This is a genomic window from Nitrospira sp. SG-bin1, assembly GCA_002083365.1.
In the GTDB taxonomy this organism is placed as follows: domain Bacteria; phylum Nitrospirota; class Nitrospiria; order Nitrospirales; family Nitrospiraceae; genus Nitrospira_D.
In genome coordinates this window covers 138,615-159,270 of the sequence record LVWS01000038.1, presented here as the reverse complement: position 1 = coordinate 159,270, position 20,656 = coordinate 138,615, and the positions used below count along the sequence as shown (strand labels likewise).

Here is a 20,656-nt window from a genome sequence, read left to right as displayed (position 1 = left end):
ACCTTCAGTGGCACACCACCGCGACAAAAAAAAGAGACCCTGCTTCACACGCGAAGCAGGGTCTCTTTTCTACCAAGGTGGTGCGCTACTTCCCCTTCTTCGCGTACTTCTTTTTGAACCGCTCAACACGCCCTTCGGTGTCGACGATCTTTTGGGTACCGGTGAAGAACGGATGGCAATTGGAGCAGATGTCGACGCTGATGTCACCGATGGTGGTACGTGTCTTAAACGAATTTCCGCAGGCACAGTGAACTGTCGCCTCTCGGTAGACCGGATGAATGCCCTTCTGCATGAGCCAGGACTCCTTAGGGAAGAATTGCAAATGTCTTGGACCTATTCTCAAGGGGCGATACTTTATCTGAAGCCACCGCAAGAAACAAGTACCCCTTATCGGTTCATCGATTGCAGGAACTCTTGATTATTCTTGGTCCCCCCGATCTTATCCATCAGGAATTCCATGGCCTCCATCGTTCCCAAGGGACTGAGCACCTTACGGAGGATCCACATCTTGTTCAGGCGATCCTTATCCACCAACAGTTCTTCTTTTCTCGTTCCGGATTGACTGATATCGATCGCCGGGAACAAGCGCTTGTCCGCCAACCGACGGTCTAAATGAACCTCCATGTTACCGGTCCCTTTGAACTCTTCGAAGATAACGTCATCCATACGGCTACCCGTATCGACAAGTGCCGTAGCCATGATGGTCAAACTCCCGCCGTTCTCTATGTTGCGAGCCGCTCCAAAAAAGCGTTTCGGCCGCTGAAGCGCATTGGAATCGAGACCTCCGGAGAGTACCTTGCCGCTGGGCGGTGCGATGGTGTTGTAGGCCCGCGCAAGGCGGGTGATGCTGTCCAGGAGGATGACCACGTCCTTCTTGTGCTCGACGAGCCGCTTCGCTTTCTCCAACACCATTTCAGCCACTTGGGCATGCCGCTGTGCCGGCTCATCAAACGTGGAGCTGATGACTTCCGCCTTCACTTGTCGCTGCCAATCGGTCACTTCCTCCGGTCGTTCGTCAATCAACAAAACAATGAGTGTGACTTCCTTGTGATTTTTGAGAATGGCCCGGGCGATCGCCTGGAGGAGCATCGTCTTACCGGTACGAGGGGCAGCGACGATCAATCCGCGCTGACCTTTACCGATCGGCGTGATGAGATCCATGACCCTGGTGCAGTATTCTTCTCGGTCAAACTCCAATTGGATCCGTTCCTCAGGGTAGAGTGGCGTTAGATTGTCGAAGAGAATCTTATCTCGAGCGACTTCCGGGTCTTCGTAGTTGACTTTCTCGACCTTGAGGAGAGCGAAATACCGCTCGCTTTCTTTCGGAGGACGAATTTGCCCCGATACGATGTCACCCGTGCGAAGGTTGAACCGACGAATTTGGGAGGGAGAAATGTAAATGTCGTCTGGACCCGGCAGATAATTGGAATCAGGCGCCCGCAGGAAACCGAATCCGTCCGGAAGGGTTTCCAAAACCCCTTCCCCAAAAACCACGCCGTTTTTTTCCGTCTGGGCTTGGAGGATCGCAAAGATCAACTCCTGTTTCCTCAAATTGGCCGCCCCTTCGATTTTGAGGTCCCGAGCGACGTCATTCAGGTCTGCGATGGACTTCTGCTTCAGTTCTGCAAGATGCATTACTTCCCCCCTAGCTACTGACATACAACTCCTCTCGAGCCTTGGCTCGGTTCCCATTTAAAAGAATTCGCTCGAAACTGATTAGCCATGCCAAACGTAATCTTGATCGTGCCGATGAGCTTTAGGTCTTTGGTCTGACTCGGGTTGGAATAGCTTGTGGAAGTTTGTCGCTTGCTTCGTGCGAGGGCAAGTCTGTCGTCTCCAGGTTCTCCGGCCCAAGCACAGTCTTTGATTGACCAACTTAAGTCACTTTACTTTCACTGCTGCTAGATTTAATCGGGACAGGTTCAGGACTTGATTTCTTTGATGGAGAGATCAGCTCAGATCTAGATGCTGACTTGATGATACCCAGCCATTAACCGATTGTCAACTGGCATACAGATTTTGTCCCGCCTACTCAATTATTTATTAGCAATGGTGCATCGGCCTATCCTGGAGTCCTGTGCTTTACAGGTTGTTCCTCGAATTTAAAGTGTGTTACACATTGAACACAATGGCGATACGGCGCGCACCACATGGCACGTGACGAAAACGAAACCAGCCCTGGCCGCGTGTTTTCTGTCTTTGAGGCCAATCAGCTTATCCCTCAACTCCAGTTGCATTTGTCAACTATCCAGGAAGGTAAGACCGTGCTGATGCGAACCCGCACCGAAGCAAGATACGCGTCGGCCAATGCATGTTTCGGAGGTGGGACGCCAGCCGGTGCCTCTTATGTGAAAAGCATTCAGGACATCAGCACCAATCTACATGCTATCCACGAGATGGGAGTGGTCGTCAAGGACATCGATCTTGGCCTCTGTGACTTTCCTCATATCCGCGAAGGCCGCGTTGTCTATTTGTGTTGGAAACTTGGCGAGAAAGAAATTCGCTGGTGGCACGAAGTTACAACAGGCTACAAGGATCGTCGTCCCATTGAAGGAGATCCCACCTAGCTCTCCTGCTCCTCCTCCATCGAGATCAAGTGCAGTAACGGTGCGCAATCGGAATCATAAGCATGAAGTTCGTCATCATCGGCTACGATAGCCCAGGAGGGGAAGCCAAACGGAAAATCCATCGGGCCGCTCATTTAGCCAGCCTGGAATCGCTGGATAAACAGGGCCGAGTTGTCTTGGCGGGCCCTCTTACGGATAAGGCTGGAAGCCTACTGGTGCTGGAATTTGAGACAGAGAAGGAGGTGGAAGATTTCGTCCGGCATGACCCATATACGGTTTATGGCGTCTTTGAACGGGTTGAAATTCACCCGTTTCTGCAGGTATTCCCCAAACCAATCTAGTAGGCTCTCTCGCTCACTTCCGCATATATTGTCATATTTCCCCTATATCGGCCTCCCCGCAGGAAGCATTGCTCAAGGTTCAATCGAGCGGTATAGTCCTCATATGAACTTGAGACGCGCACAAAGAGTTCTTTTCGTCGTCTCCTTTTTCATCTTGTATCAGTCTGCATATGCTTCAGAGACCACCGTCGTGACCGAAGGGCGTTATGTGATGGGAGATGGCGACACGCTCGCGATAGCAGAAGAACGAGTCCTCCGGTTGGCTCAGCGTCGAGCGGTTGAAGAAGCCGGCCTGTATATCGAGTCCACCTTCCATGATGTAGAACAAGCTGCGCGGGGGAAGGGTTTCCAGGCCAGCTCATTGGAGATCCGTACGATCGCTGCCGCAATAACAAAAACCGATATCCTGGAATCGCGACGTTTCTTCGAAAGTGATCGACCAAACTTCTATGTTCGTATTCGAGCAGTTGTCGACCTGGACAATCTTCATGCAGCCGTTCGACGTTGGCAATCCGAGGAACGGCTTGCCGAACACTTCCGCCGGCTTCAGAAAGAAAACGTGGAACTCAAGGCTCAGCTTTATGAACTAAGAACCGCCCCCGCCAGTGTGCGAATGCTCACCATAGAGCCTCCCGGCCAAACGAAAGTTCGCGAGCAAACTCGAATATTGGTGGAGAAAGCGATTCGCTCACCACACCTGACGGTGAAACTAGATTTACTCTCACAGGCAGCCGCTCTAGACCCTCAGTCTGTCGACCCTTTGGTCGTACGCGGACAAACGTATCTACGGCTCGCATCCGCCGCCTACTCGAATAAGTCCAACCCGAACGAATACTCGGAATATATCGACAATGCTCGTATGGATTTCGATCGAGCCGTTCTCATTGATTCCAGAAATACTTGGGCTCTTCTCGGCCAAGGAGACGTCAACACATGGCTGCATCGGCCTGTCGAAGCCGCTCACTCATTCGAACAAATACTTGAGTTGGATCCTTTTTTTGATTTGGCACGCCATCGCCTTATCAATTTGTATACAGCCGAGGCTCGTAAATTGGTTTCCTTGCGGCAATGGTCATCTGCCCTGACTGTCTTACAGAAGTGCTTGTCTCCGAATACTCCTGACAGTTGGATTCCATACCAAAAGGAGGCTTATTGGCTCAGAAGCGATGTTTACAAGAAGTTGGGCCAGGCACCCCAAGCCATAGCAGACCTTAGTGCGATCCTGCGAGCCGATCCCACTGATAGGCAAGCTCTGCTTGCGCGAGCCGAGCTCTACAAGAAAGAGCTGCAAGGGCATTCGGCCAAGGAAGACCTTGAGCACGCCTGCATGCTCGGAGCAAAGGCTGCCTGTGAACAGCTTCCGTAAGCAACAATCCCACACTTACGTTTAACTCTGGTCTAGGGTCTTTAACCTTCGGCCCCACACCGTCTCTGTTTCATAATCTTGTCATGCCACATACACTCATTTGACAACCGAAAAGATCGACACCTATAATACGTCGATCTCCACCTCTCGACACTGACGACCTTCCAACGGGATGATGGGGGCAAAGGGCCTAAGCTATCCACCAAATAGTGGCCCGAAAAGCTCCTTAAGCTGGGTCTTCTGTGATCTTGAAGAAGAGTACGCAAACAGCTTAGAGTGTCTCAGAGAACAAGTACGTGAAAAATCATCATTCTTTCATCAACCTAATTTTTCCGGAGTATAGGCCGTGATGAGCGAGTACCGTGTGCTCCCAGGACCAGAACACTTTCTTCCCCCGGCCGCCGCCAGCATGGGTATACGGCTGCCGAACCCAGGTGAAGCCCATATCAATGGCGTCATCGCTTCCGAAGAAAAAGCCTATGAGGAAGCTGCGCGCCAGTTTTTAATGGCGAAGGTCCCCACAATTTTCCCCGGTCCGTTGGTCCTGTGGGCCTGGAATGAAAAGGCGGCTAAGAAAGCTACGGCCATTCGGCACCTCTTTAACACGCTGAAGGAATGCGTCCAGCCCGGCCAAAGGGCAATGCTGATCCCCATGCCTGACTATCGGCCCAAGTACCCGAAGATCAATCCGGAAGTTGAAATCAACCCCAACCATCCGAATCTGACGATCTGGCACAACAAGATCGACTGTTGCATGTTCGTCGGCGTTCATTGCCACCAAGCCAATCTATCGCTTAAAATCATTCGCGGTGGCACATCCTGTTACACGATCGCCATGTGTGCCCAGGCCGGTCACGAAGACGCCATGCTATCGTTCCGCGATGCGTCGGTGGAAAAGATCATGAAGCTGGCCGATACGATCAAGCGATTGAAGGGGACCGTTCAACCGCGCTTGACCTCGACCAGAAACTAAGCCGTCGGAATCCTGTGCGTGTGAATCCGCGTGAAAAGGAGGCTGGACCCATGGCAGAAACAAAATCCGTCATAGGAACACAGAATAAAAAAGGCCAGACGTTTACCGATCCGTGGAAAATGTTGCATGAAGCACCCCGTACCCCATCGTTCTTCACGGGATCGGAAGTCATTAAGGAAGCCATCCGTCGCGCCAGTTGCGACGTAATGATCGCTTACCCGATCACCCCGCAATCAGAGGCGGCAGCACTGATCGGCGAATTGTTCGCTGAAGGCTACATAGGCGACTACTTCCGCGGCGAAAGCGAATTCGCGGTCATGTCGCAATGTGCCGGGGCCTCGTTTGGTGGTGCCCGAGTATTCACGACAACTGCCGGCCCAGGCACGATGCGGGCCATGGAAAACTTTCCGATGTGGGCTGGGGCTCGGTTGCCGATCCAGATGATTGTCACTTGCCGCGGCATCAACTCCCCACTTTCGATCCAGCCTGACACGCTTGAAATTGCATACCTGCTCAATACAGGCATGTTGGTGTGGCATGCGGAAACCGCTCAAGACTTCTTTGATTGGATTTTGAAGGGCTATATCGTGTCGGAAGAACCGGATGTGCATCTGCCGCTCGCGCTCTGTTGCGACGGATTCTTTGTGACGCACACAAAAGACGTCGTGCAACTCACACCTACGGATATGTGCTTGCCGCCGTATGATCCCTATCGTTCGCCGGTACCCTGCATGGATATGGAGTGTCCACCGGTTCGCATGATGCGCGACCCATTTGTCATGAAAAGCAACTACATCAGCTACGCCACCCACGCGAGCTGGCAACAGGAAATCTGGGCAGCAGTGGAACGCTCACGGAAGCATTCCATCCACTGGCTCAATGGGCTGATCGATACTGAGAATACCGATGCAGACATCATGATCGTCGCCTCAGGCACCGCTGTTTCACAGGGACGAGAAGCGATCCGGTTGCTGGAAGACGAAGGCGTCCGCTGTGGCCTCGTGAAGGTGAAGACGCTGCGTCCATGGCCCGAAGATGAAATTCGTGAGGCTACCAAGAACGCGAAGCATATCTTCGTGCCGGAGTTCAACGTGACCGGTTGGTTGGCAAAAGAAATCCGGGCCACCATCCCGAATCATCATCGGGTCCATGCCGGTCCACACGTGTGCGGTGGCATGACCATGCCGCCGGAAATCATCGTGTCGGAAATTAAGACAGCGCTAGGGATGAAGACCTTCTCCCTGGCTGGCCGTGGAAGCTGAACTACACTGATCGCGAACTTGTCCGCTCTCACGAGCGACACGGAGGAGGCATATATATGAGCAAGGAACGCATCCAAATATCCGAAGCCCTGTATGACATCATGCCGTCGGATTATCAGGATCTGGTAAAGAGCGCGACGTACGGCAAGGAAGACCGCGGGTGGAAAGACATCGGAACCTCGAAGGAGCTTATCGAGCAACACTCACTTTGCGCCGGCTGTCCCGAGTCCATGGCATTTCGATATATATTGGCCTCTCTCCCCAACCCCGAGGATACGGTCATGGTTGGTTCCACCGGTTGTACCAGTCTGGTGTTCCCTATGGTCGCCGTTCACAACATCCACTCCTTGTTCGGCAACCAGAACGCCATCGCGTCAGGTCTCAAGCGCGCCCTCAGCGTCAGATTTCCTGGTCGTGTAAAAGACGTTGTCGTCCTCGCCGGTGACGGCGCCACCGTGGACATCGGTCTGGATATGACCCTGCAAGCCTGGTTCCGGCAAGAGAAGTTCACGACTATCTGTTTCGACAACGAACTCTATGCCAACACCGGCGGCCAGGAGAGCGGCCTCATGCAGAAGGGTTTCGTGGCCAAGATGGCGCCGGTCGGCAAGCTGTTCGACAAGGTCCGTCTGCCGGAAATCGCCCGCGAGTCCGGTTGCCACTACGTCGTGAATTGCACGGTCAGCAAGCCGTCGTTGGTAGAAAAGGTCATCCGCAATGCGGTGCACATCGCCCGAGAAATCGGCCCGACCTATCTACAGCTCTATACGCCCTGTATTCTGGAGATCGGCAAGAACAGCATGGAAGGCTTGCAGGAAATGCGTGACTCTGAGAAGCCGACCGAGCGGTTCGCCTACAAGGAATACATCAGCGAGCCCGCGAAGCAACTGTTGGCAGAACTGGCGGCCAAAGACAAGGAACGGAAGGCAGCGGCCAAGCAGTTGGCTGCACAGGCACAAGCCAATTAGACGGAGGCCCTACATGATCAAGAAGCGACTCAATATCCGAATGTCAGGGCTCGGGGGACAAGGCGCGGTCACGGCCGCTCATGTCATGGCCATGGCCGCCAACCGGGATGGGAAATTTTCCATATCGAATCCGTTCTTTGGCGCTGAAAAACGCATGGCGCCAGCAGAGAGCTATTGCCGGATCGGTATTGAGCGGATCTATGATCGAGGAGAACTGGTGTTTCCCGATGTGATCCAAGTCTTCCATCCTCAGGTCATCACGATGGGCAAGAGCTACACGATGCCATTCTATTCCGGCATCAAGGAAGGTGGCGTCGTTATCATCAACTCCGGACAAAATCTACTGTCCGAGGAAGACGTCGAGCGGCTTAAAGATTTAAACGTAGCCGTATTCTACATTCCTGGCACGGAAATCGCGATTGAGATTGCGGGTACCGAATTGTCCACAAACATGACAATGATCGGCTCGGTGGCCGGCATTACCAAATGCGTGTCGATGGAGGCCCTTGATGGGGCCCTGCAAGAGCGATTCGGCAAGAAGTTCGTTGCGTCTGGCGGTACCGCCTCATTGGACGAAGCCATCAAGAAGAAGTTCGCCAAGAAAGAAATGTTGCTGCAGAAGAACCTGGCGACGGTCAAGCGGGCATATGAGATCGCCAGTGAGTGGGCGGAGAAGAACAAAGTCGAGTTGCGGGTCGGCAATCCGACCGTCGCTGCGTAAAAAGAAGGATCTATTTGAATGTATAACGTCGCGCAAGTCATCGATGAAAAGTGTACGGCCAAGAAAGGCTGCCGGCTCTGCATCATGTATTGCCCGGAAGCCAATTGTCTGGATCTGAACGTCAGCAAGATGGTTGCAGAAGTGACCATTGACAGGTGCAAGGGGTGCGAACTCTGCGTCGTGGTCTGCGATGCGGCTAAGCATAACGCCATCGTCATGCAGGCTGTCACCGCGACCGGCCAGTTGATGACCAAAAAGGGTGAATCCGCCGCCTTGGGGCAAGCCTACCAGGGTTGAGCCCTATCGGTTTGAATGGGAAAAGCCCCATAGCGTCAACGCTATGGGGCTTTTTATTGCTGTCCAGCGAGGGCCACATGGAAAATGAAGACAACGTCATTGAGGAACTGCTCAGAGAAATTGCCGGTTTGATCAATGAATACCCCAGAGCCATTGAACGACGAGCAGCGTCCATTCAAGCCACCGGCAAAGATCCTGAACTCGTCGAGAAACTAGCTAAAGCTGCCGATACCATGCGCGATAGCGGCAATCTGTACCTCACCTGGGCCAGGCATTATGCGGCTCTGGCTGAAGGCAATACCGACGCCTCATCCGACGAGGACGAGACCGAGGATTTCGACGTCTAAAAAATCTCCCTATTGCGCGAAAAGTTTTGCTAGAATGGCCTCTTCCTTGGATTGATCTGTTGTTCCCCGGTAGCTCAGTTGGTAGAGCAGCCGGCTGTTAACCGGCTGGTCGCAGGTTCGAGTCCTGCCCGGGGAGCCAATTTATCTTTTATCGCCGATTTGCCATTCCTTCTCCCTTATTATGCTCGGCTTCGCTTTTACCTCATTTAGGCAGTAGCAAGATGATAATCGCTCCCAGTACCCGGGCTCCATTCCTCAAAGTCTGGCAGATATACCCCCTAGATATGTTCATACGCACCCTGGAATCCATGGCAGCCGCCCAAACCATGATTCAGCTACCCTAGATATCAAACTCCAACATCCCGTCTTCTGAAGTAATTCACGCTCCTAGGTCGCATCGGCCAACTCACGGAGCCAGTCAGGAAAGAACGGAACGTCTCACTTGCGTATAGCGTGAAATTTCTGGAACTCCGCACTGGTCGGCAAATCAATCCTCGCATGGGTAGCTGCTACTACATGGGGTGCATGGGCATGCACCCCATTCGCGTCCGCTACGAATCGCGCTGCACATTCCAATGCATCAAAGTTCACCGCATGGCGCGTGCCTATCACTGACCTTCGGCACTCACTGTCCGGTTACGGAATCAATGACGATCTTCAACCCCCGACATCTTTTGGATGAACGATCGTCTTGCGCCACCCAGATGGTGTGGTGTAGAGGCATTGAGGTATTTCCATCCTCATTCTCATGGCAAGGTTGCCGTCTCCCGTGGTAATCCATCTTCACTTCTCGCATCATCTCATGACATCGCCGACACCCGTGGACGTGCCTCCAGTACAATGAGGGTGCGCTTTTGACCTCCCATGTGAAGCCTTGGATATGAATCGAATGGCATTTTCAGGAATCCACCAGCTATTCGCACAACGGAGCAAACTCGATACAATGAATGATCTTGCAATGATTGATGTCGCCGCGTCATTCCAGCCTCCGCCAGCCCTCAGGAACGCGCACCTCATGACCCTTGTGCCTCGCTATGTGCCGCGGGACACATCCTTGGCAGGATTGCCTCAGGAGTCCCGTTTATTTCCGGTTGAACCCGGTGCACGGCTTCTGGGGTTCTGTCATTGGCAAGATGATCGTCAGGCATCACCCACAGTGGTGCTGGTTCATGGCCTGGAAGGCTGCAGCGAATCGAGGTACATGCGCGGTATTGCGGCAAAGGCCTATCGTGCCGGCTTCAACGTCATTCGCATGAATCAGCGTACGTGTGGTGGAACCGAACATCTCTCTCCAACCCTTTATAACAGCGGCTTGAGCGGAGACTACCGCGCGATCCTCCATGACCTTGCCCACCGAGATGGGTTCAGCCATATATGGCTGGTCGGCTATTCCATGGGTGGGAATCTGGTCCTCAAAGCCGGCGGCGAGCTGGGTCAGACCGAACCAGCTCTAGCTGGCATTGCAGCCGTCTGCCCGAACATCAACCCGATCGTGTGCGCTCAAGCTTTGGAAGAACCTCGCAATTTTATTTACCATCGTCATTTTTTGATGCGATTAAAGTCCAGGCTGCGGAGAAAGGCGGTCCTGCAGCCGGGGAAATGGGACCTTGCCCAACTCGATCAGATCACCACAATCAGCGAATTTGACGATCGCTATACGGCTCATGACGGCGGTTATCGCGACGGTGCGGACTATTACGACCGGGCCGGCGCACGCCACGTACTCGACACCATGGCGGTTCCTACCCTCATCATCACCGCTCAAGACGACCCGTTTATTCCCTACTCGATGTTCACCACACCGAAGATTCAAACGAACCCTCGTATTCGTGTAGTCGCGCCACGCCATGGAGGCCATTGCGGGTTTTTCCATTGGAGCCGGAATGGAGAGGACCCTTACTGGGCGGAAAACCGAATTTTGGACTTTTTGCTCGGGAAGCTATAACTGACGCTGCGTCAGGCTGTCCTCACAATAGGACAGCTAGGCGGCTTTGCGAAACTTATAAGACTCCATAGCTGCGACGAGAGGAGCGCACTTCCAGACCCAACTCAAGACGAGCCAGATACTGTCGGCAACGATGGCCGCAATAAAGACCCAGTTGTAGATCACCGTACCGGATTTTCCCAAGAACGGTTCAAGAGCAAAGAGCAGTACGCTATACGCAACGGCGATTGCCATCAATGTCGCGAGAGGCACGATGAGGCCTTGAAACGGCACTAGCCACTTCCATTCCGTTGGAGGATGCTTCGCCAACTCTTGGGCGCCCTGCCACCCGATCGCCAGTGAACCGCTGTAGCCAGCGAACTGGACTAGGTCCGATGCACGAAGTTTCCCCATCGAGGTTTCTCGAAATAACGCCACTTGTCCAAGAGTCACGGCGATGATAAACGTCAGCACCAGGGCGACGCCATAGACCATCACCCACTTCTTGACCGTCATCACGCTCCTCTCATGCAGCTAGACGCCAACGTTCACCGTCCACCGCATGAACAGAAGCTTACCACGGGGGGATTCCGGCTGAGAAACAAACTGTCATTCCCGAATCTGAACAGCTTAGACGACGATGTGTTGAAGGTGTGTCCGCACCTCCTCCACATAGGTCTTAAACGGATCCGGCATGGCAAACGGGGGACGGCCACGCACCTGAAAGATCGACCAATTGATGACATAGGTAGGGAACAATCCATCGGGAGACGGCAACTGATCCGAGACTGAGACCGGAGAACATTCATTCAGAAGATATCTGACCAGTTCACCGCGCCCGTAGGCGCGGGTGTTTTTCGGCGCAGTTTCCATCGCCCGATGGATAAGGCTGTCCGTCGTCACACGCGGAGCACGCCCCTCTTCCACTAATCCGTGATACAACCCTTTGGCAGGATTCAGATTGTGATACTCCAGATCCAAACTTTTCAGCATGGGATCGGTCCAGTCGGTCTGTTCCGCGTCCCTGAAGCATTCCAGCAACCAGAGTTTGGACGCCCAATCGACACGCCCCACGAGATTTTGATAATCGCCGCGCAAATCGTGGAGCACCGATGCCCATTGGGCCAGGATCCAATCGGTTTCCTCATCTTGCCCTTTGTAATGCTGAACGGCACGGTCAAGAAATCGTTCTTGAATGTCCAACGCCGACATCGTCTTGTGAGACTGCAGCCGCACGATCCATCGCCGTTCCTGATCTTGGGAAATCTCCTGGAGTGCTTCCACTGGTTCGTCGATCTCCAGATCGTGAGGAGCATGTCCTTCCTCGATCAGCTGCAGCACCAATCCCGTCGTTCCGAGCTTCAAGGCGGTGGCATATTCGGCCATGTTTGAATCGCCCAGGAGCAGATGAATCCGTCGGTATTGATTGGGATCCGCCAACGGCTCGTCTCTCGTGTTCACAATCGCCCGATTGTGCTGCACCCATTCAAAAAAATCGTTCACGATATAGTCCGCACGTTGCGAGATTTGAAAGGGCAGTTCCGATACACGAGGTCCACCCATCGCCGAGCGCGGAACGATCAACCGATCCGTCTGAATCCAGGCATCCTGCAAGGCGGCTGACCCGATGCGCCCCGAGCCGGTAAAAATCTGCCTGGTCACCAGAAACGTCACGAGCGGAGTCAACCCGCGCCTGGAAAAGGGGAACCGCCGAGACACTAAATAATTCTCATGCGACCCGAACGTCGCATCCGTCTCATGATCGACGTTATTCTTGATCAGCGACACGTGCTCTGCGAAGCCGAGGTCCTCAAGAGCTCGCTGCAGCAGGAAATCCCCGGCGCGGTCCGACGCCACCACGTCCATAAGAGAGTGGCATTCCGGAGAGGCATACTCTAAATGCCCCATGTCCACATAGACTCGTCCGGCGTTGGTGAGAAATCCCCCATTGCCGGGAGGCTCGTCATGCCCCCGATGGTGCAAATCCAACACGCCGCGCCGCTGAACATGGAACAGATGATCCCGGATCTGGTGCGCAAACCAGGTCGGGGAATGGTCCGGCCGGTCCGCGTGGATCAAGAGGCCGTATTCAGTCTCTAAACCGAAGATACGATGCAGCATGTGATTACGTAATCGATGGACTCAGATCCTCGGGAAGCAGTGTTCCCAACTCATCGGCTCCGACCGTTCGGTACTTTGAGGTTCCTTGCACCTGGCGGTCAAGCAGGGCACATTCGATTGTCTTCCCGGCAACACACCGACGAAGATGGGCATAAAGTGACCCGGCATCCGCCACCGGCTGACCCGCTTTCGTTTCGTCGTGGTCTCCCTCGGCATCGAGTGCGAGTTGTTGCGCTCGATTGCCGACGGCCCAGGTACGAATCGCCGCATCGATCGCATCACCCAGAGACACAACGGACTGCTGGCCGAGATACTCGGTCATCGCCTGCTCAACCGCCGATGTCGCCGCGAGCACCGCGTACCGCTTCTTTTCTTCAAAGGTCCCATCGTAACTGATCGTCAAGAAACCGTCTGTGCCGGCTTTCTGACCTAACTCTGCCAGTAGTATTTTCACGATAAAGGGAGCCTTGAACACTTCTTCAAACGCCTGTTTGATGACGGGGGCAATGCCGTACTTCACCAGGCGGCTTCCGGTTACATCAGAGGCGGAGCGATTGAAGCCTTCGACGTGAGCCATCTCCAATAGATTGAAGCGGAGTTTCTCCAGGTCGGCCGGATGTCCCATTCCTCCGAGAGCAAGGCGATCGTAAATTTCATAGAGCTTCGGCGTACCTTTACTCATCGTCATGAGCAGAATGCCGCTCTCGTACGAGACCCCGACGACAGGGGATCCCTCCTTCAGCTGATCATCGAGATAGTGTCGACGATTCCCGACCGCTTCTACCCACCGATAGGGTTCTTCATACATGTAGAATGCCTCTTACGTCCTTCTCGAAACTTTTGATTCGAACAGCGACCGGAGCCGAAGATCCGGCATCATCGCGATACCGCCGGCCGTGATGAATTTGATGACCGGATAGAGACCGGCTTCGCGGTTGACTCCACCGGTCGCGCTGTCGAATTCCGCCGCACTCGTCAACAGCCGCAATGCCTGGACGGCGGCCTGCTCCTCAGGCATCGCACTCAGGGGCTGTTCGCCCCACGTATTCAAATAATGAAGGATCCCTCGGATCGTGGGGGAACCCGACCCGGATACGGCATATTCCACTCCCTCGAACTCCGCGCCGAGAATATCGTAAAAATAGATCTTCGCTGCTTCTTGCCCGACATCGTACCCGGCAAAGATCGGTGCGACCGCTCCAGTTCCAGCTAGGGCCGCCGCGACATTATCCTTCAACAGTTTGGACAATGCCCGAAGCTTTCCCTCAAAGCTGAGTTCCTGAAGTTGTGTCCGTCGGTAATACTTGAAGGAATGTTCAAGAATGCGCGCCATTTCATAGGCGGTAGCCGGCACTCCGGCGATCGCCATGACGCTGTGCCGGTCGATCTCCAACACCTTGTCGGTGCGGTCGTACATCACCATGTTGCCGGCTGTCGCACGCCGATCCCCGGCGACCAGCACACCATCTCGGTACTTGAACGCGAGGATCGTTGTGGCAGTCGTCAGTTCCTGCCTTGCTCCGGCCGGACCCGGCATTCCCAAAACATATCCCTGTTCTCTCAAGAGCTGATAGAAATCTCCCTGCATGCCCATACCTGCTTCGTGAAGCGTTATTCGTTATACGTTCATCGAGTGAAGACTACATTCCAATTCTGGCGCTTAACGATTACCGAACAACGTCTATTCCCCGGTTCGTTGCCGATACCTTTCCGCCTGTTTGGGATCGACCTTCCGCATGCGTTTCATTAAGCTATCCTTTTCCGGCGATCCGGTATCCGGCCGTCTCGGCCCGCCGCCTTCTTCCAGCGGACTCGGCGACTTCGGCATGGGATCGGCTGGCCCCTCACGCCGTTCCGGCATCATATTGTGTATCATGTTTCCACGTCCTTTCTGCGGCTCCACGTTGCCAATGCATCGGCAGGGGAATGGGCCTGTGTGAAGACATCGATGCATCGTCTAACTTCCTGTGGCTCAAAGAGATCTCCCATGTCGAGAGAGTGCGAACGCAAGCCCCCGGCGAATTGAATCCGCTCCCATTGCATCGACTGAATATGGTCGGGAAATCGCTGCACACAGATTCCCCGTAACCCGCCCCGCGTATCTCTTGGCCCGTTCCGAACCGCCTCCTCTATCCCCTCGTCGGTCGTCATCCGCCACGCTTTTCCATCGGCCTCCAATCCCAGGTACAGCCCTTGTTCGGGATTTACATTGTGATACTCCAGATCCAAACTGGCCAACCAAGGATCATCCCAACCGATCCGTTCTTCTTCCATGAAGGTTTCGAGCAGCCACTGTTTCGTGACCCAATCGAGTTTCCCCACCAACTGTGAGCGGTTTTGAGACAGCAGACGCAACGTGTCACTCCAGTGGGCCAGCAGCCAATCCGTTTCCTCATCCGATCCGGCTAACTCACGACGTGCCGCCTCGCAGTACTCTTCTTGCAGTTCCAAAGCTGAAAGCCTTCGTCCGTTGTTCAGACGAACCGCTGCTTTCAGGTCAGGATCGCGTGACAACTGTTTGACTGCCGCCACCGGCTGATCCAACTCAATGTGAGGCTGAGCTCCCCGCTCGATTAGATCAAGCACCAGCCTGGTCGTTCCGACCTTCAGTACGGTCGCATACTCGCACATATTGGCGTCGCCGATGATGAGGTGGAGCCGGCGATACTTCTTACGATCTGCATGAGGCTCATCCCTGGTATTGAGAATGGGCCGGTTATGCATCGTATCGACGCCTAGCTCAGCCTCCATGAAATCCGCCCGCTGCGAGAGCTGATACCGTCCTGGAACATGTCCCGACTCCTGGGCTTCCGTGCCCACCTTTCCTGCACCGGCGATGACTTGTCGGCTCACGAGAAACGGCACAAGACCGGCTACAAGAGCTGAAAAGGGAACGGCCCGCGAGACGAGATGATTGTCGTGGCAGCCATAGCTGTGGCCGTGGAAATCCGTGTTGTTCTTATAGAGACGAACATGCGCTCCGCCGAGGATTCGATTGCGACGCTGGGCGGCACGGAGGACGATGCGTTCTCCCGCCCGATCCTGAGCCACGAGGTCTCGCAGCGTTCGGCATTCGGGCGTGGAGTATTCCGGATGCGTATGGTCGTTGTAGAATCGGGCGCCATTCGGCAATACCAAGTCACTCTTCATGTCATGGAAGGAAAAAGGGCGATGAGCATCGCGTTGCGCGAACTCATCCTCCTCTCTATCCTGCTGCAAGCCCGACACACGAAAGCCGCGGGCATCCTCATGCGGATCTTCACCGGCATAGTCCCAACGCCGCTCGAAGGAAGCGGCAAGATGGGCTCGTACCAATTCCATCGACTCGACGACCGGATCCATCTCAGGGACGTCATCCCTCGTGATTCCGTACTCGGTTTCAATTCCGAAAAGAGGCATGGAGATGGTCCTTACGTCAAAAGTCACAAAGTCGAACTCCACGATCTTGGACTTGACGACTTTCTGACATGCGACTCCTAAATGATCTGATTCACGAGGCGTTCTTCGGTCTGACGGCCACGCCGGAAGGAGGAGATTCCAACGACCTGTTCCGGGTGATGATCCAGGAGCTTCAACCACTCTTCCGCCGCATCATCCGGCGGTAACATGTCACCCTCTCGGAATTCCTCAGTGACGGCACCTCGTAAGTCTTCCGCCTGCAATCCAGCCGGCTTCCCCGTCTGAACCGTCCGATCGATCGCCTTTTCCTTGGCACGTTGAACGATCGACGCCAAGATGGCTCCGCTGACGAGATCGCCTCGGTACAGCACCTTGTTCTGACCGTTCCTGAGCCTGATCGACAGCAGCCGAGTGTCCTCTGTTCGGCGGAAGATCGACTCGATGATGTCTTCGACGAGCCGGTTCACTGCCGGCGCCTGCTCATCGCCCCGTTCCTTCACCAGTTCGGCATCCAACGGCAGATCCGCGGTCAAATACACCTTCAAAATCTCGGCGGCTGCCTCCTTGTTCGGGCGGCCGACTTTGATCTTCCGATCAATACGGCCCGGGCGCAGCACCGCCGGATCGATCAAATCCGGACGGTTGGAAGCCAGTATGATGACGACGTCGCGTAGCGACTCGATCCCATCCATTTCGCTGCAAAACATCGGCACGAGCGTGTTGGAGATATTGAAGGAGCGCATGGCGCGCCGCGTCCCTAAAATCGACTCCGCTTCGTCGATGAAGATAAACGGCAGCGCCCCATCCTTGCGTCTTGCGCGGGCCTGATCGAAAAGATCGCGCACCATCCGTTCCGATTCCCCAAGCCACATATTGAGAATTTCCGGGCCTTTCACGTGCAGGAACGCTCCGCTGGTCACCGGTTGACGCTCGTCTCGCTCGGGCGATGGCCCCGGCTTAGCCTCGCTGACCAACTTGGCCAAGCTCCCGGCTGCCGCTTGCCCTATGAGCGTCTTCCCACATCCGGGTGGTCCATAGAGGAGGAACCCCTTGGGCTGGGAAAACCTGAACCGTTCGAACGTCTCCGCATGCAGCAACGGATACTCGATGGCCTTTCGGATGCTGGCGATCGCCTCGTTCTGGCCGCCGATCTGCTCCCACGTAACTTTCGGTGTTTCGTCGAGGACATGGCGGCTTGCTTTGCGATCACCCAACTTCTCAATCGCAACACGATGGCTGGGATCGATGCGAATGTCATCGCCCGCCTTGAGCTCGGCACCGACGAGATCGGTCGACCGCTGCAAGATCAACGATTGCCGGCCCATGTCCTGCTCAAACCGCAATCGCCCGTCGGACATAACCTCGGCCAGTCGCAAGATCGGACCATTACGATCGTACCCAAGCGTTTTGATCACGGCGTAGGCCTCGTTGACCAGAATCTGTGTGCCGATTTTAAGATCCGCTTGGGATACACGCGGGTCTACGTTGGCATAGTATTCGGCGCCACCGACGACGATGCGGGCGAGCCCTTCGCCTGGAACGTCAAGCAACGTGCCGATACGATTGGCCGGCGCCGTCAGTTTGGCCACCACCTCGCTGACCTTCTTGAATTCCAGCTCACGTTGTTGATGAGCGGCCTGAGACAACGTCACCGCATGACGGAGCTTGTACAACAGCTTCTGTCGCGCATCTCCCTCAGGAAAGGATGCCAGACATTGCTCAATCAATTCCAACGGGTCGGTTCCCGTCTTCAGCGACGGCTCATCGCTCCGACCTCTGGATTCATCCTGATCCGGAGCTCTGGGATCACTCATTGGTGGTTCTCCACGATACTAATCCCATGATCCTAACACACACCTACGTCGCAATGTCTTCTCCCTAATTGACGGCCTGAAGAGTCACCGATACCTTTTCACGACGATTTCCGCGCTGAATCTCCACAGCCACTTGGTCACCGACTTTGTGCGCTTCCATCACATCCATGAGATCGTCGATGGTGGCAACCGGCTTTCCCGCAACCCCGACGATGATGTCGCCCAGTTGGATCTGTCCGATCATGGTTTCGCGCGCCCCCTTGAGGCCCGCGCGATCGGCGGCGCCGCCACGCGTCACCTTGCCGATGATGACTCCCTTGATTCCCCAGCGCTTCGCCATGGCGTCCGGCACGAGGGAGACGCCCAATCCCGGACGGATGAGTTTGCCGTGTTTGATCAGTTCCGGAACGATGCGGTTCACCGTATCGACGGGAACGGCGAACCCGATCCCGGCATAGGCCCCGCTCGGACTCACGATCTGCGTATTGACGCCGATCAACCGTCCTGCGCCATCGAGAAGCGGCCCCCCTGAATTGCCCGGGTTGATCGCCGCATCGGTCTGAATCACACCCTCGATCGTGCGATTCGACATGGATTTGATGGTACGGCCCAAGGCGCTTACGACGCCGGTCGTCAGCGTATGGTCCAGTCCGAACGGATTTCCGATCGCCAACACCTTTTGCCCCACACGCAAGTCATGCGAGGAGCCGATCGCCAAGGGCTCCAATTGATCATCAGCCACCTGAATCTGCAGTACCGCAAGATCATGGTCAGGATCGGCCCCGACCAACTTCGCCTGATGCTCGCTTCGATCGGCCAAGGTGACCTTGATGGCATCGGCACCGTAAATGACATGAAAATTTGTGACGATGTGGCCTTGCTTGCTCCATACAAAACCGGACCCTGACCCCTGAGGCACTTCCATGACATTGAGCGACCATATGTCTTGCTGGATCGCCGTGTTGGCGATGAACACAACGGACTTGGTCGCCCGCTCGAACACCGCGATCGTCGCTCGTTCATCGGCGCTCAGCTCCACCGGAGAGGGCGTCACCGGGCGTGGCTTCCCTTCAGGGCCATCATAGACGGCACCCAAGGGCTTACCCCATTCCGCTGCAGTGCCGGGTGAGCAAAGCACCCACGTCATGAGGAGCAGCAATAGGGATCGGCCTTGTTTATTCACCCAGGACCTGCACGACGAGTTCACGCACTCTGGCTCGGGTATCGAAATCCACGACGACGACTTGCTGCCATCTGCCGAGCAAAAGTGCCCCATCGGCAAACGGAATCGTGACGGACGGCCCTTGGAGTTGCCCACGAAGATGACTGTGGCCGTTGTCCTCTCCGGGATTGACCGTATTGTGCTGCCACCGAGGGTCAGGAGGAACGAGACGGTCCCAAAACGTTTTGGTGTCCGCGCGAATCCCTGGTTCGTCCTCGATAATCATGACGGAGGCGGTCGTGTGTTTGACGAAGACCGTCACGATGCCGGCCTTGAGGTTGGAGCCGGCCAACGCATCGGCAACGGATTTCGTGATGTTGTCGACCTGCGTGCCTCCTTCCATACGGATCGTCAACGAGACGGTGCGGACACCCATTTCAAATCCTCCGGTCTGCGAGGTTGCGAAGGTAGCGACGGTCGTTCCGCGTCAGCGGCTCCCCTCGCGCCGCTTCCAAAATTGTGTCGAAGGCACCCTCGGCCGTCAGCGATCGCACGGCACTCAGGACCTGACTGCTCAGAATGCCTTCTTTCCCAAGCTTGTCGAGATAGGCAAAGGCCTCCGGAAGACTCTCTTTGGTCCGAGCGTAATAATCACGCCCTCGACGCTGGTTGCTGAAGGCCTCAAACTGTTCGCAGGCGACGAGAATCTCCGCCAGTTGCCGCACCCATGCCTTCGTCTTGGACAGGCGTTCGGGATAATAGTAATACAGCATCACCCATTGCATCCAAGGCTTCCACTCGACGCCCAGGGTCTTCAATTTTGGTTTCACCGTCCGTAATCGCCTCGCGAGGCGTCGCGCATAGCCTAGCCGCATTTCGATCTGCTCGACAGCCCATCTGTCCATGGACACGCCGGAATCGATCAGGTCCTGTCGATACAACGACACGAAGGCTTCGGTCTCCCGGCCATAGGTCGTCTTCGGGTGAAGGGCGCGCCATTCACGAGGCCTCGTCGGAATGCCCCGTTCCTTGGCCCAAGACCAAATCGTTCCAAAGAGCTGCCGATCGAGGCCGGCACGGCCCAGGTCATGCAATAGACAGGCAACGTGATAGAGCCGTACCCGATCGCGTGGGTGTCCCAAGCGATCGGCGACGGCCACGCACATCTTCGCCGTTCGTATGGCATGTGGTCGATCGTAGCCTCGGATGATTCGCCCCGGTCGCCGGGGGTCCGGATAATCGTAGAGCTTCATGAGATCGTTCGCGAGAGAACGGGAAACTTCCAGCGGTTCTACTGGGCGGGAATCACATATGGCCATAGTTTGTAGCAAACGCGAAATGACCCGGAAGAACGAGGCGAGAATATCGTCGGTGGAAACGATGTGTCAAGGCGA

The 20,656-nt window shown here is 55.1% G+C and carries 22 protein-coding genes and 1 tRNA gene; 11 read left to right on the top strand and 12 right to left on the bottom strand.

Annotated features, from left to right (window positions below; all coding sequences use genetic code 11):
- Window positions 1–85 precede the first annotated feature (85 nt).
- Together A4E19_08340 and rho are read right to left on the bottom strand one after the other, a co-directional pair.
- The gene (locus A4E19_08340) at window positions 86–292 is read right to left on the bottom strand and encodes a 50S ribosomal protein L31 (GenBank protein OQW31610.1); all 207 of its coding nucleotides are present in this window, start codon (window positions 290–292) and stop codon (window positions 86–88) included.
- Window positions 293–387: 95 nt separating this feature from the next.
- Window positions 388–1,635, bottom strand: a complete 1,248-nt coding sequence (gene rho, locus A4E19_08335) for a transcription termination factor Rho (protein OQW31609.1) — start codon at window positions 1,633–1,635, stop codon at window positions 388–390.
- 515 nt (window positions 1,636–2,150) lie between these two features.
- On the opposite strand from rho, the gene A4E19_08330 reads away from it, so the two are divergent.
- From A4E19_08330 to A4E19_08280, 11 genes are all read left to right on the top strand, one after another.
- A complete protein-coding gene (locus tag A4E19_08330; protein ID OQW31608.1) occupies window positions 2,151–2,567 on the top strand; it encodes a hypothetical protein in 417 nt (138 codons plus the stop codon).
- 62 nt (window positions 2,568–2,629) lie between these two features.
- Entirely contained in the window at window positions 2,630–2,908 is a 279-nt protein-coding gene (locus A4E19_08325; protein OQW31607.1) for a hypothetical protein, read from the top strand.
- A gap of 103 nt (window positions 2,909–3,011) precedes the next feature.
- Complete coding sequence (locus tag A4E19_08320; GenBank protein OQW31606.1) at window positions 3,012–4,274, top strand: hypothetical protein; 1,263 nt, start codon at window positions 3,012–3,014, stop codon at window positions 4,272–4,274.
- 349 nt (window positions 4,275–4,623) lie between these two features.
- A complete protein-coding gene (locus tag A4E19_08315) occupies window positions 4,624–5,247 on the top strand; it encodes a carbon monoxide dehydrogenase (GenBank protein OQW31605.1) in 624 nt (207 codons plus the stop codon).
- 50 nt (window positions 5,248–5,297) lie between these two features.
- Window positions 5,298–6,509 carry a ferredoxin oxidoreductase gene (locus tag A4E19_08310; GenBank protein ID OQW31604.1) on the top strand — a complete coding sequence of 404 codons (1,212 nt, stop codon included), beginning with the start codon at window positions 5,298–5,300 and terminating at the stop codon, window positions 6,507–6,509.
- Between the two features lie 56 nt (window positions 6,510–6,565).
- Window positions 6,566–7,477, top strand: coding sequence for a ferredoxin oxidoreductase (locus tag A4E19_08305; protein OQW31603.1), 912 nt, complete (start codon window positions 6,566–6,568; stop codon window positions 7,475–7,477).
- Window positions 7,478–7,490: 13 nt separating this feature from the next.
- A complete protein-coding gene (locus tag A4E19_08300) occupies window positions 7,491–8,198 on the top strand; it encodes a ferredoxin oxidoreductase (protein ID OQW31602.1) in 708 nt (235 codons plus the stop codon).
- A gap of 18 nt (window positions 8,199–8,216) precedes the next feature.
- The gene (locus A4E19_08295) at window positions 8,217–8,495 is read left to right on the top strand and encodes a pyruvate ferredoxin oxidoreductase (protein OQW31601.1); all 279 of its coding nucleotides are present in this window, start codon (window positions 8,217–8,219) and stop codon (window positions 8,493–8,495) included.
- Window positions 8,496–8,572: 77 nt separating this feature from the next.
- Entirely contained in the window at window positions 8,573–8,842 is a 270-nt protein-coding gene (locus A4E19_08290) for a hypothetical protein (GenBank protein OQW31600.1), read from the top strand.
- Window positions 8,843–8,905: 63 nt separating this feature from the next.
- Window positions 8,906–8,981, top strand: a tRNA-Asn gene (locus A4E19_08285).
- Window positions 8,982–9,800: 819 nt separating this feature from the next.
- Entirely contained in the window at window positions 9,801–10,787 is a 987-nt protein-coding gene (locus A4E19_08280; GenBank protein ID OQW31599.1) for a hypothetical protein, read from the top strand.
- A gap of 36 nt (window positions 10,788–10,823) precedes the next feature.
- Here A4E19_08280 and A4E19_08275 read toward each other — a convergent pair whose 3' ends face one another.
- From A4E19_08275 to A4E19_08230, 10 genes are all read right to left on the bottom strand, one after another.
- Window positions 10,824–11,282, bottom strand: coding sequence for a hypothetical protein (locus tag A4E19_08275; protein ID OQW31598.1), 459 nt, complete (start codon window positions 11,280–11,282; stop codon window positions 10,824–10,826).
- Window positions 11,283–11,396: 114 nt separating this feature from the next.
- Complete coding sequence (locus tag A4E19_08270; GenBank protein OQW31597.1) at window positions 11,397–12,887, bottom strand: hypothetical protein; 1,491 nt, start codon at window positions 12,885–12,887, stop codon at window positions 11,397–11,399.
- 4 nt (window positions 12,888–12,891) lie between these two features.
- Window positions 12,892–13,695: a hypothetical protein gene (locus A4E19_08265; GenBank protein ID OQW31596.1), complete on the bottom strand. Its 804-nt coding sequence runs from the start codon at window positions 13,693–13,695 to the stop codon at window positions 12,892–12,894.
- 12 nt (window positions 13,696–13,707) lie between these two features.
- The gene (locus A4E19_08260) at window positions 13,708–14,481 is read right to left on the bottom strand and encodes a proteasome subunit alpha (GenBank protein OQW31595.1); all 774 of its coding nucleotides are present in this window, start codon (window positions 14,479–14,481) and stop codon (window positions 13,708–13,710) included.
- Window positions 14,482–14,568: 87 nt separating this feature from the next.
- A complete protein-coding gene (locus A4E19_08255; protein OQW31594.1) occupies window positions 14,569–14,763 on the bottom strand; it encodes a hypothetical protein in 195 nt (64 codons plus the stop codon).
- A complete protein-coding gene (locus tag A4E19_08250; GenBank protein OQW31593.1) occupies window positions 14,760–16,286 on the bottom strand; it encodes a peptidase in 1,527 nt (508 codons plus the stop codon). Before A4E19_08250 ends, A4E19_08255 begins: the two co-directional genes overlap by 4 nt.
- 77 nt (window positions 16,287–16,363) lie before the next feature.
- Window positions 16,364–18,100, bottom strand: coding sequence for a peptidase (locus A4E19_08245; GenBank protein OQW31592.1), 1,737 nt, complete (start codon window positions 18,098–18,100; stop codon window positions 16,364–16,366).
- 64 nt (window positions 18,101–18,164) lie between these two features.
- Window positions 18,165–19,247 carry a 2-alkenal reductase gene (locus tag A4E19_08240; protein OQW31591.1) on the bottom strand — a complete coding sequence of 361 codons (1,083 nt, stop codon included), beginning with the start codon at window positions 19,245–19,247 and terminating at the stop codon, window positions 18,165–18,167.
- Between the two features lie 28 nt (window positions 19,248–19,275).
- Window positions 19,276–19,677, bottom strand: a complete 402-nt coding sequence (locus A4E19_08235; GenBank protein OQW31635.1) for a hypothetical protein — start codon at window positions 19,675–19,677, stop codon at window positions 19,276–19,278.
- Window positions 19,678–19,699: 22 nt separating this feature from the next.
- Window positions 19,700–20,515: a hypothetical protein gene (locus A4E19_08230; protein OQW31590.1), complete on the bottom strand. Its 816-nt coding sequence runs from the start codon at window positions 20,513–20,515 to the stop codon at window positions 19,700–19,702.
- Window positions 20,516–20,656 lie beyond the last annotated feature (141 nt).

What these genes read in the sequence shown, in the direction of transcription:
- A4E19_08340 (OQW31610.1), bottom strand. Translation starts at nt 292, where the DNA reads ATGCAGAAGGGCATTCATCCGGTCTACCGAGAGGCGACAGTTCACTGT.
- rho (OQW31609.1), bottom strand. Translation starts at nt 1,635, where the DNA reads ATGCATCTTGCAGAACTGAAGCAGAAGTCCATCGCAGACCTGAATGAC.
- A4E19_08330 (OQW31608.1), top strand. Translation starts at nt 2,151, where the DNA reads ATGGCACGTGACGAAAACGAAACCAGCCCTGGCCGCGTGTTTTCTGTC.
- A4E19_08325 (OQW31607.1), top strand. Translation starts at nt 2,630, where the DNA reads ATGAAGTTCGTCATCATCGGCTACGATAGCCCAGGAGGGGAAGCCAAA.
- A4E19_08320 (OQW31606.1), top strand. Translation starts at nt 3,012, where the DNA reads ATGAACTTGAGACGCGCACAAAGAGTTCTTTTCGTCGTCTCCTTTTTC.
- A4E19_08315 (OQW31605.1), top strand. Translation starts at nt 4,624, where the DNA reads ATGAGCGAGTACCGTGTGCTCCCAGGACCAGAACACTTTCTTCCCCCG.
- A4E19_08310 (OQW31604.1), top strand. Translation starts at nt 5,298, where the DNA reads ATGGCAGAAACAAAATCCGTCATAGGAACACAGAATAAAAAAGGCCAG.
- A4E19_08305 (OQW31603.1), top strand. Translation starts at nt 6,566, where the DNA reads ATGAGCAAGGAACGCATCCAAATATCCGAAGCCCTGTATGACATCATG.
- A4E19_08300 (OQW31602.1), top strand. Translation starts at nt 7,491, where the DNA reads ATGATCAAGAAGCGACTCAATATCCGAATGTCAGGGCTCGGGGGACAA.
- A4E19_08295 (OQW31601.1), top strand. Translation starts at nt 8,217, where the DNA reads ATGTATAACGTCGCGCAAGTCATCGATGAAAAGTGTACGGCCAAGAAA.
- A4E19_08290 (OQW31600.1), top strand. Translation starts at nt 8,573, where the DNA reads ATGGAAAATGAAGACAACGTCATTGAGGAACTGCTCAGAGAAATTGCC.
- A4E19_08280 (OQW31599.1), top strand. Translation starts at nt 9,801, where the DNA reads ATGATTGATGTCGCCGCGTCATTCCAGCCTCCGCCAGCCCTCAGGAAC.
- A4E19_08275 (OQW31598.1), bottom strand. Translation starts at nt 11,282, where the DNA reads ATGACGGTCAAGAAGTGGGTGATGGTCTATGGCGTCGCCCTGGTGCTG.
- A4E19_08270 (OQW31597.1), bottom strand. Translation starts at nt 12,887, where the DNA reads ATGCTGCATCGTATCTTCGGTTTAGAGACTGAATACGGCCTCTTGATC.
- A4E19_08265 (OQW31596.1), bottom strand. Translation starts at nt 13,695, where the DNA reads ATGTATGAAGAACCCTATCGGTGGGTAGAAGCGGTCGGGAATCGTCGA.
- A4E19_08260 (OQW31595.1), bottom strand. Translation starts at nt 14,481, where the DNA reads ATGGGCATGCAGGGAGATTTCTATCAGCTCTTGAGAGAACAGGGATAT.
- A4E19_08255 (OQW31594.1), bottom strand. Translation starts at nt 14,763, where the DNA reads ATGATACACAATATGATGCCGGAACGGCGTGAGGGGCCAGCCGATCCC.
- A4E19_08250 (OQW31593.1), bottom strand. Translation starts at nt 16,286, where the DNA reads ATGCCTCTTTTCGGAATTGAAACCGAGTACGGAATCACGAGGGATGAC.
- A4E19_08245 (OQW31592.1), bottom strand. Translation starts at nt 18,100, where the DNA reads ATGAGTGATCCCAGAGCTCCGGATCAGGATGAATCCAGAGGTCGGAGC.
- A4E19_08240 (OQW31591.1), bottom strand. Translation starts at nt 19,247, where the DNA reads ATGACGTGGGTGCTTTGCTCACCCGGCACTGCAGCGGAATGGGGTAAG.
- A4E19_08230 (OQW31590.1), bottom strand. Translation starts at nt 20,515, where the DNA reads ATGAAGCTCTACGATTATCCGGACCCCCGGCGACCGGGGCGAATCATC.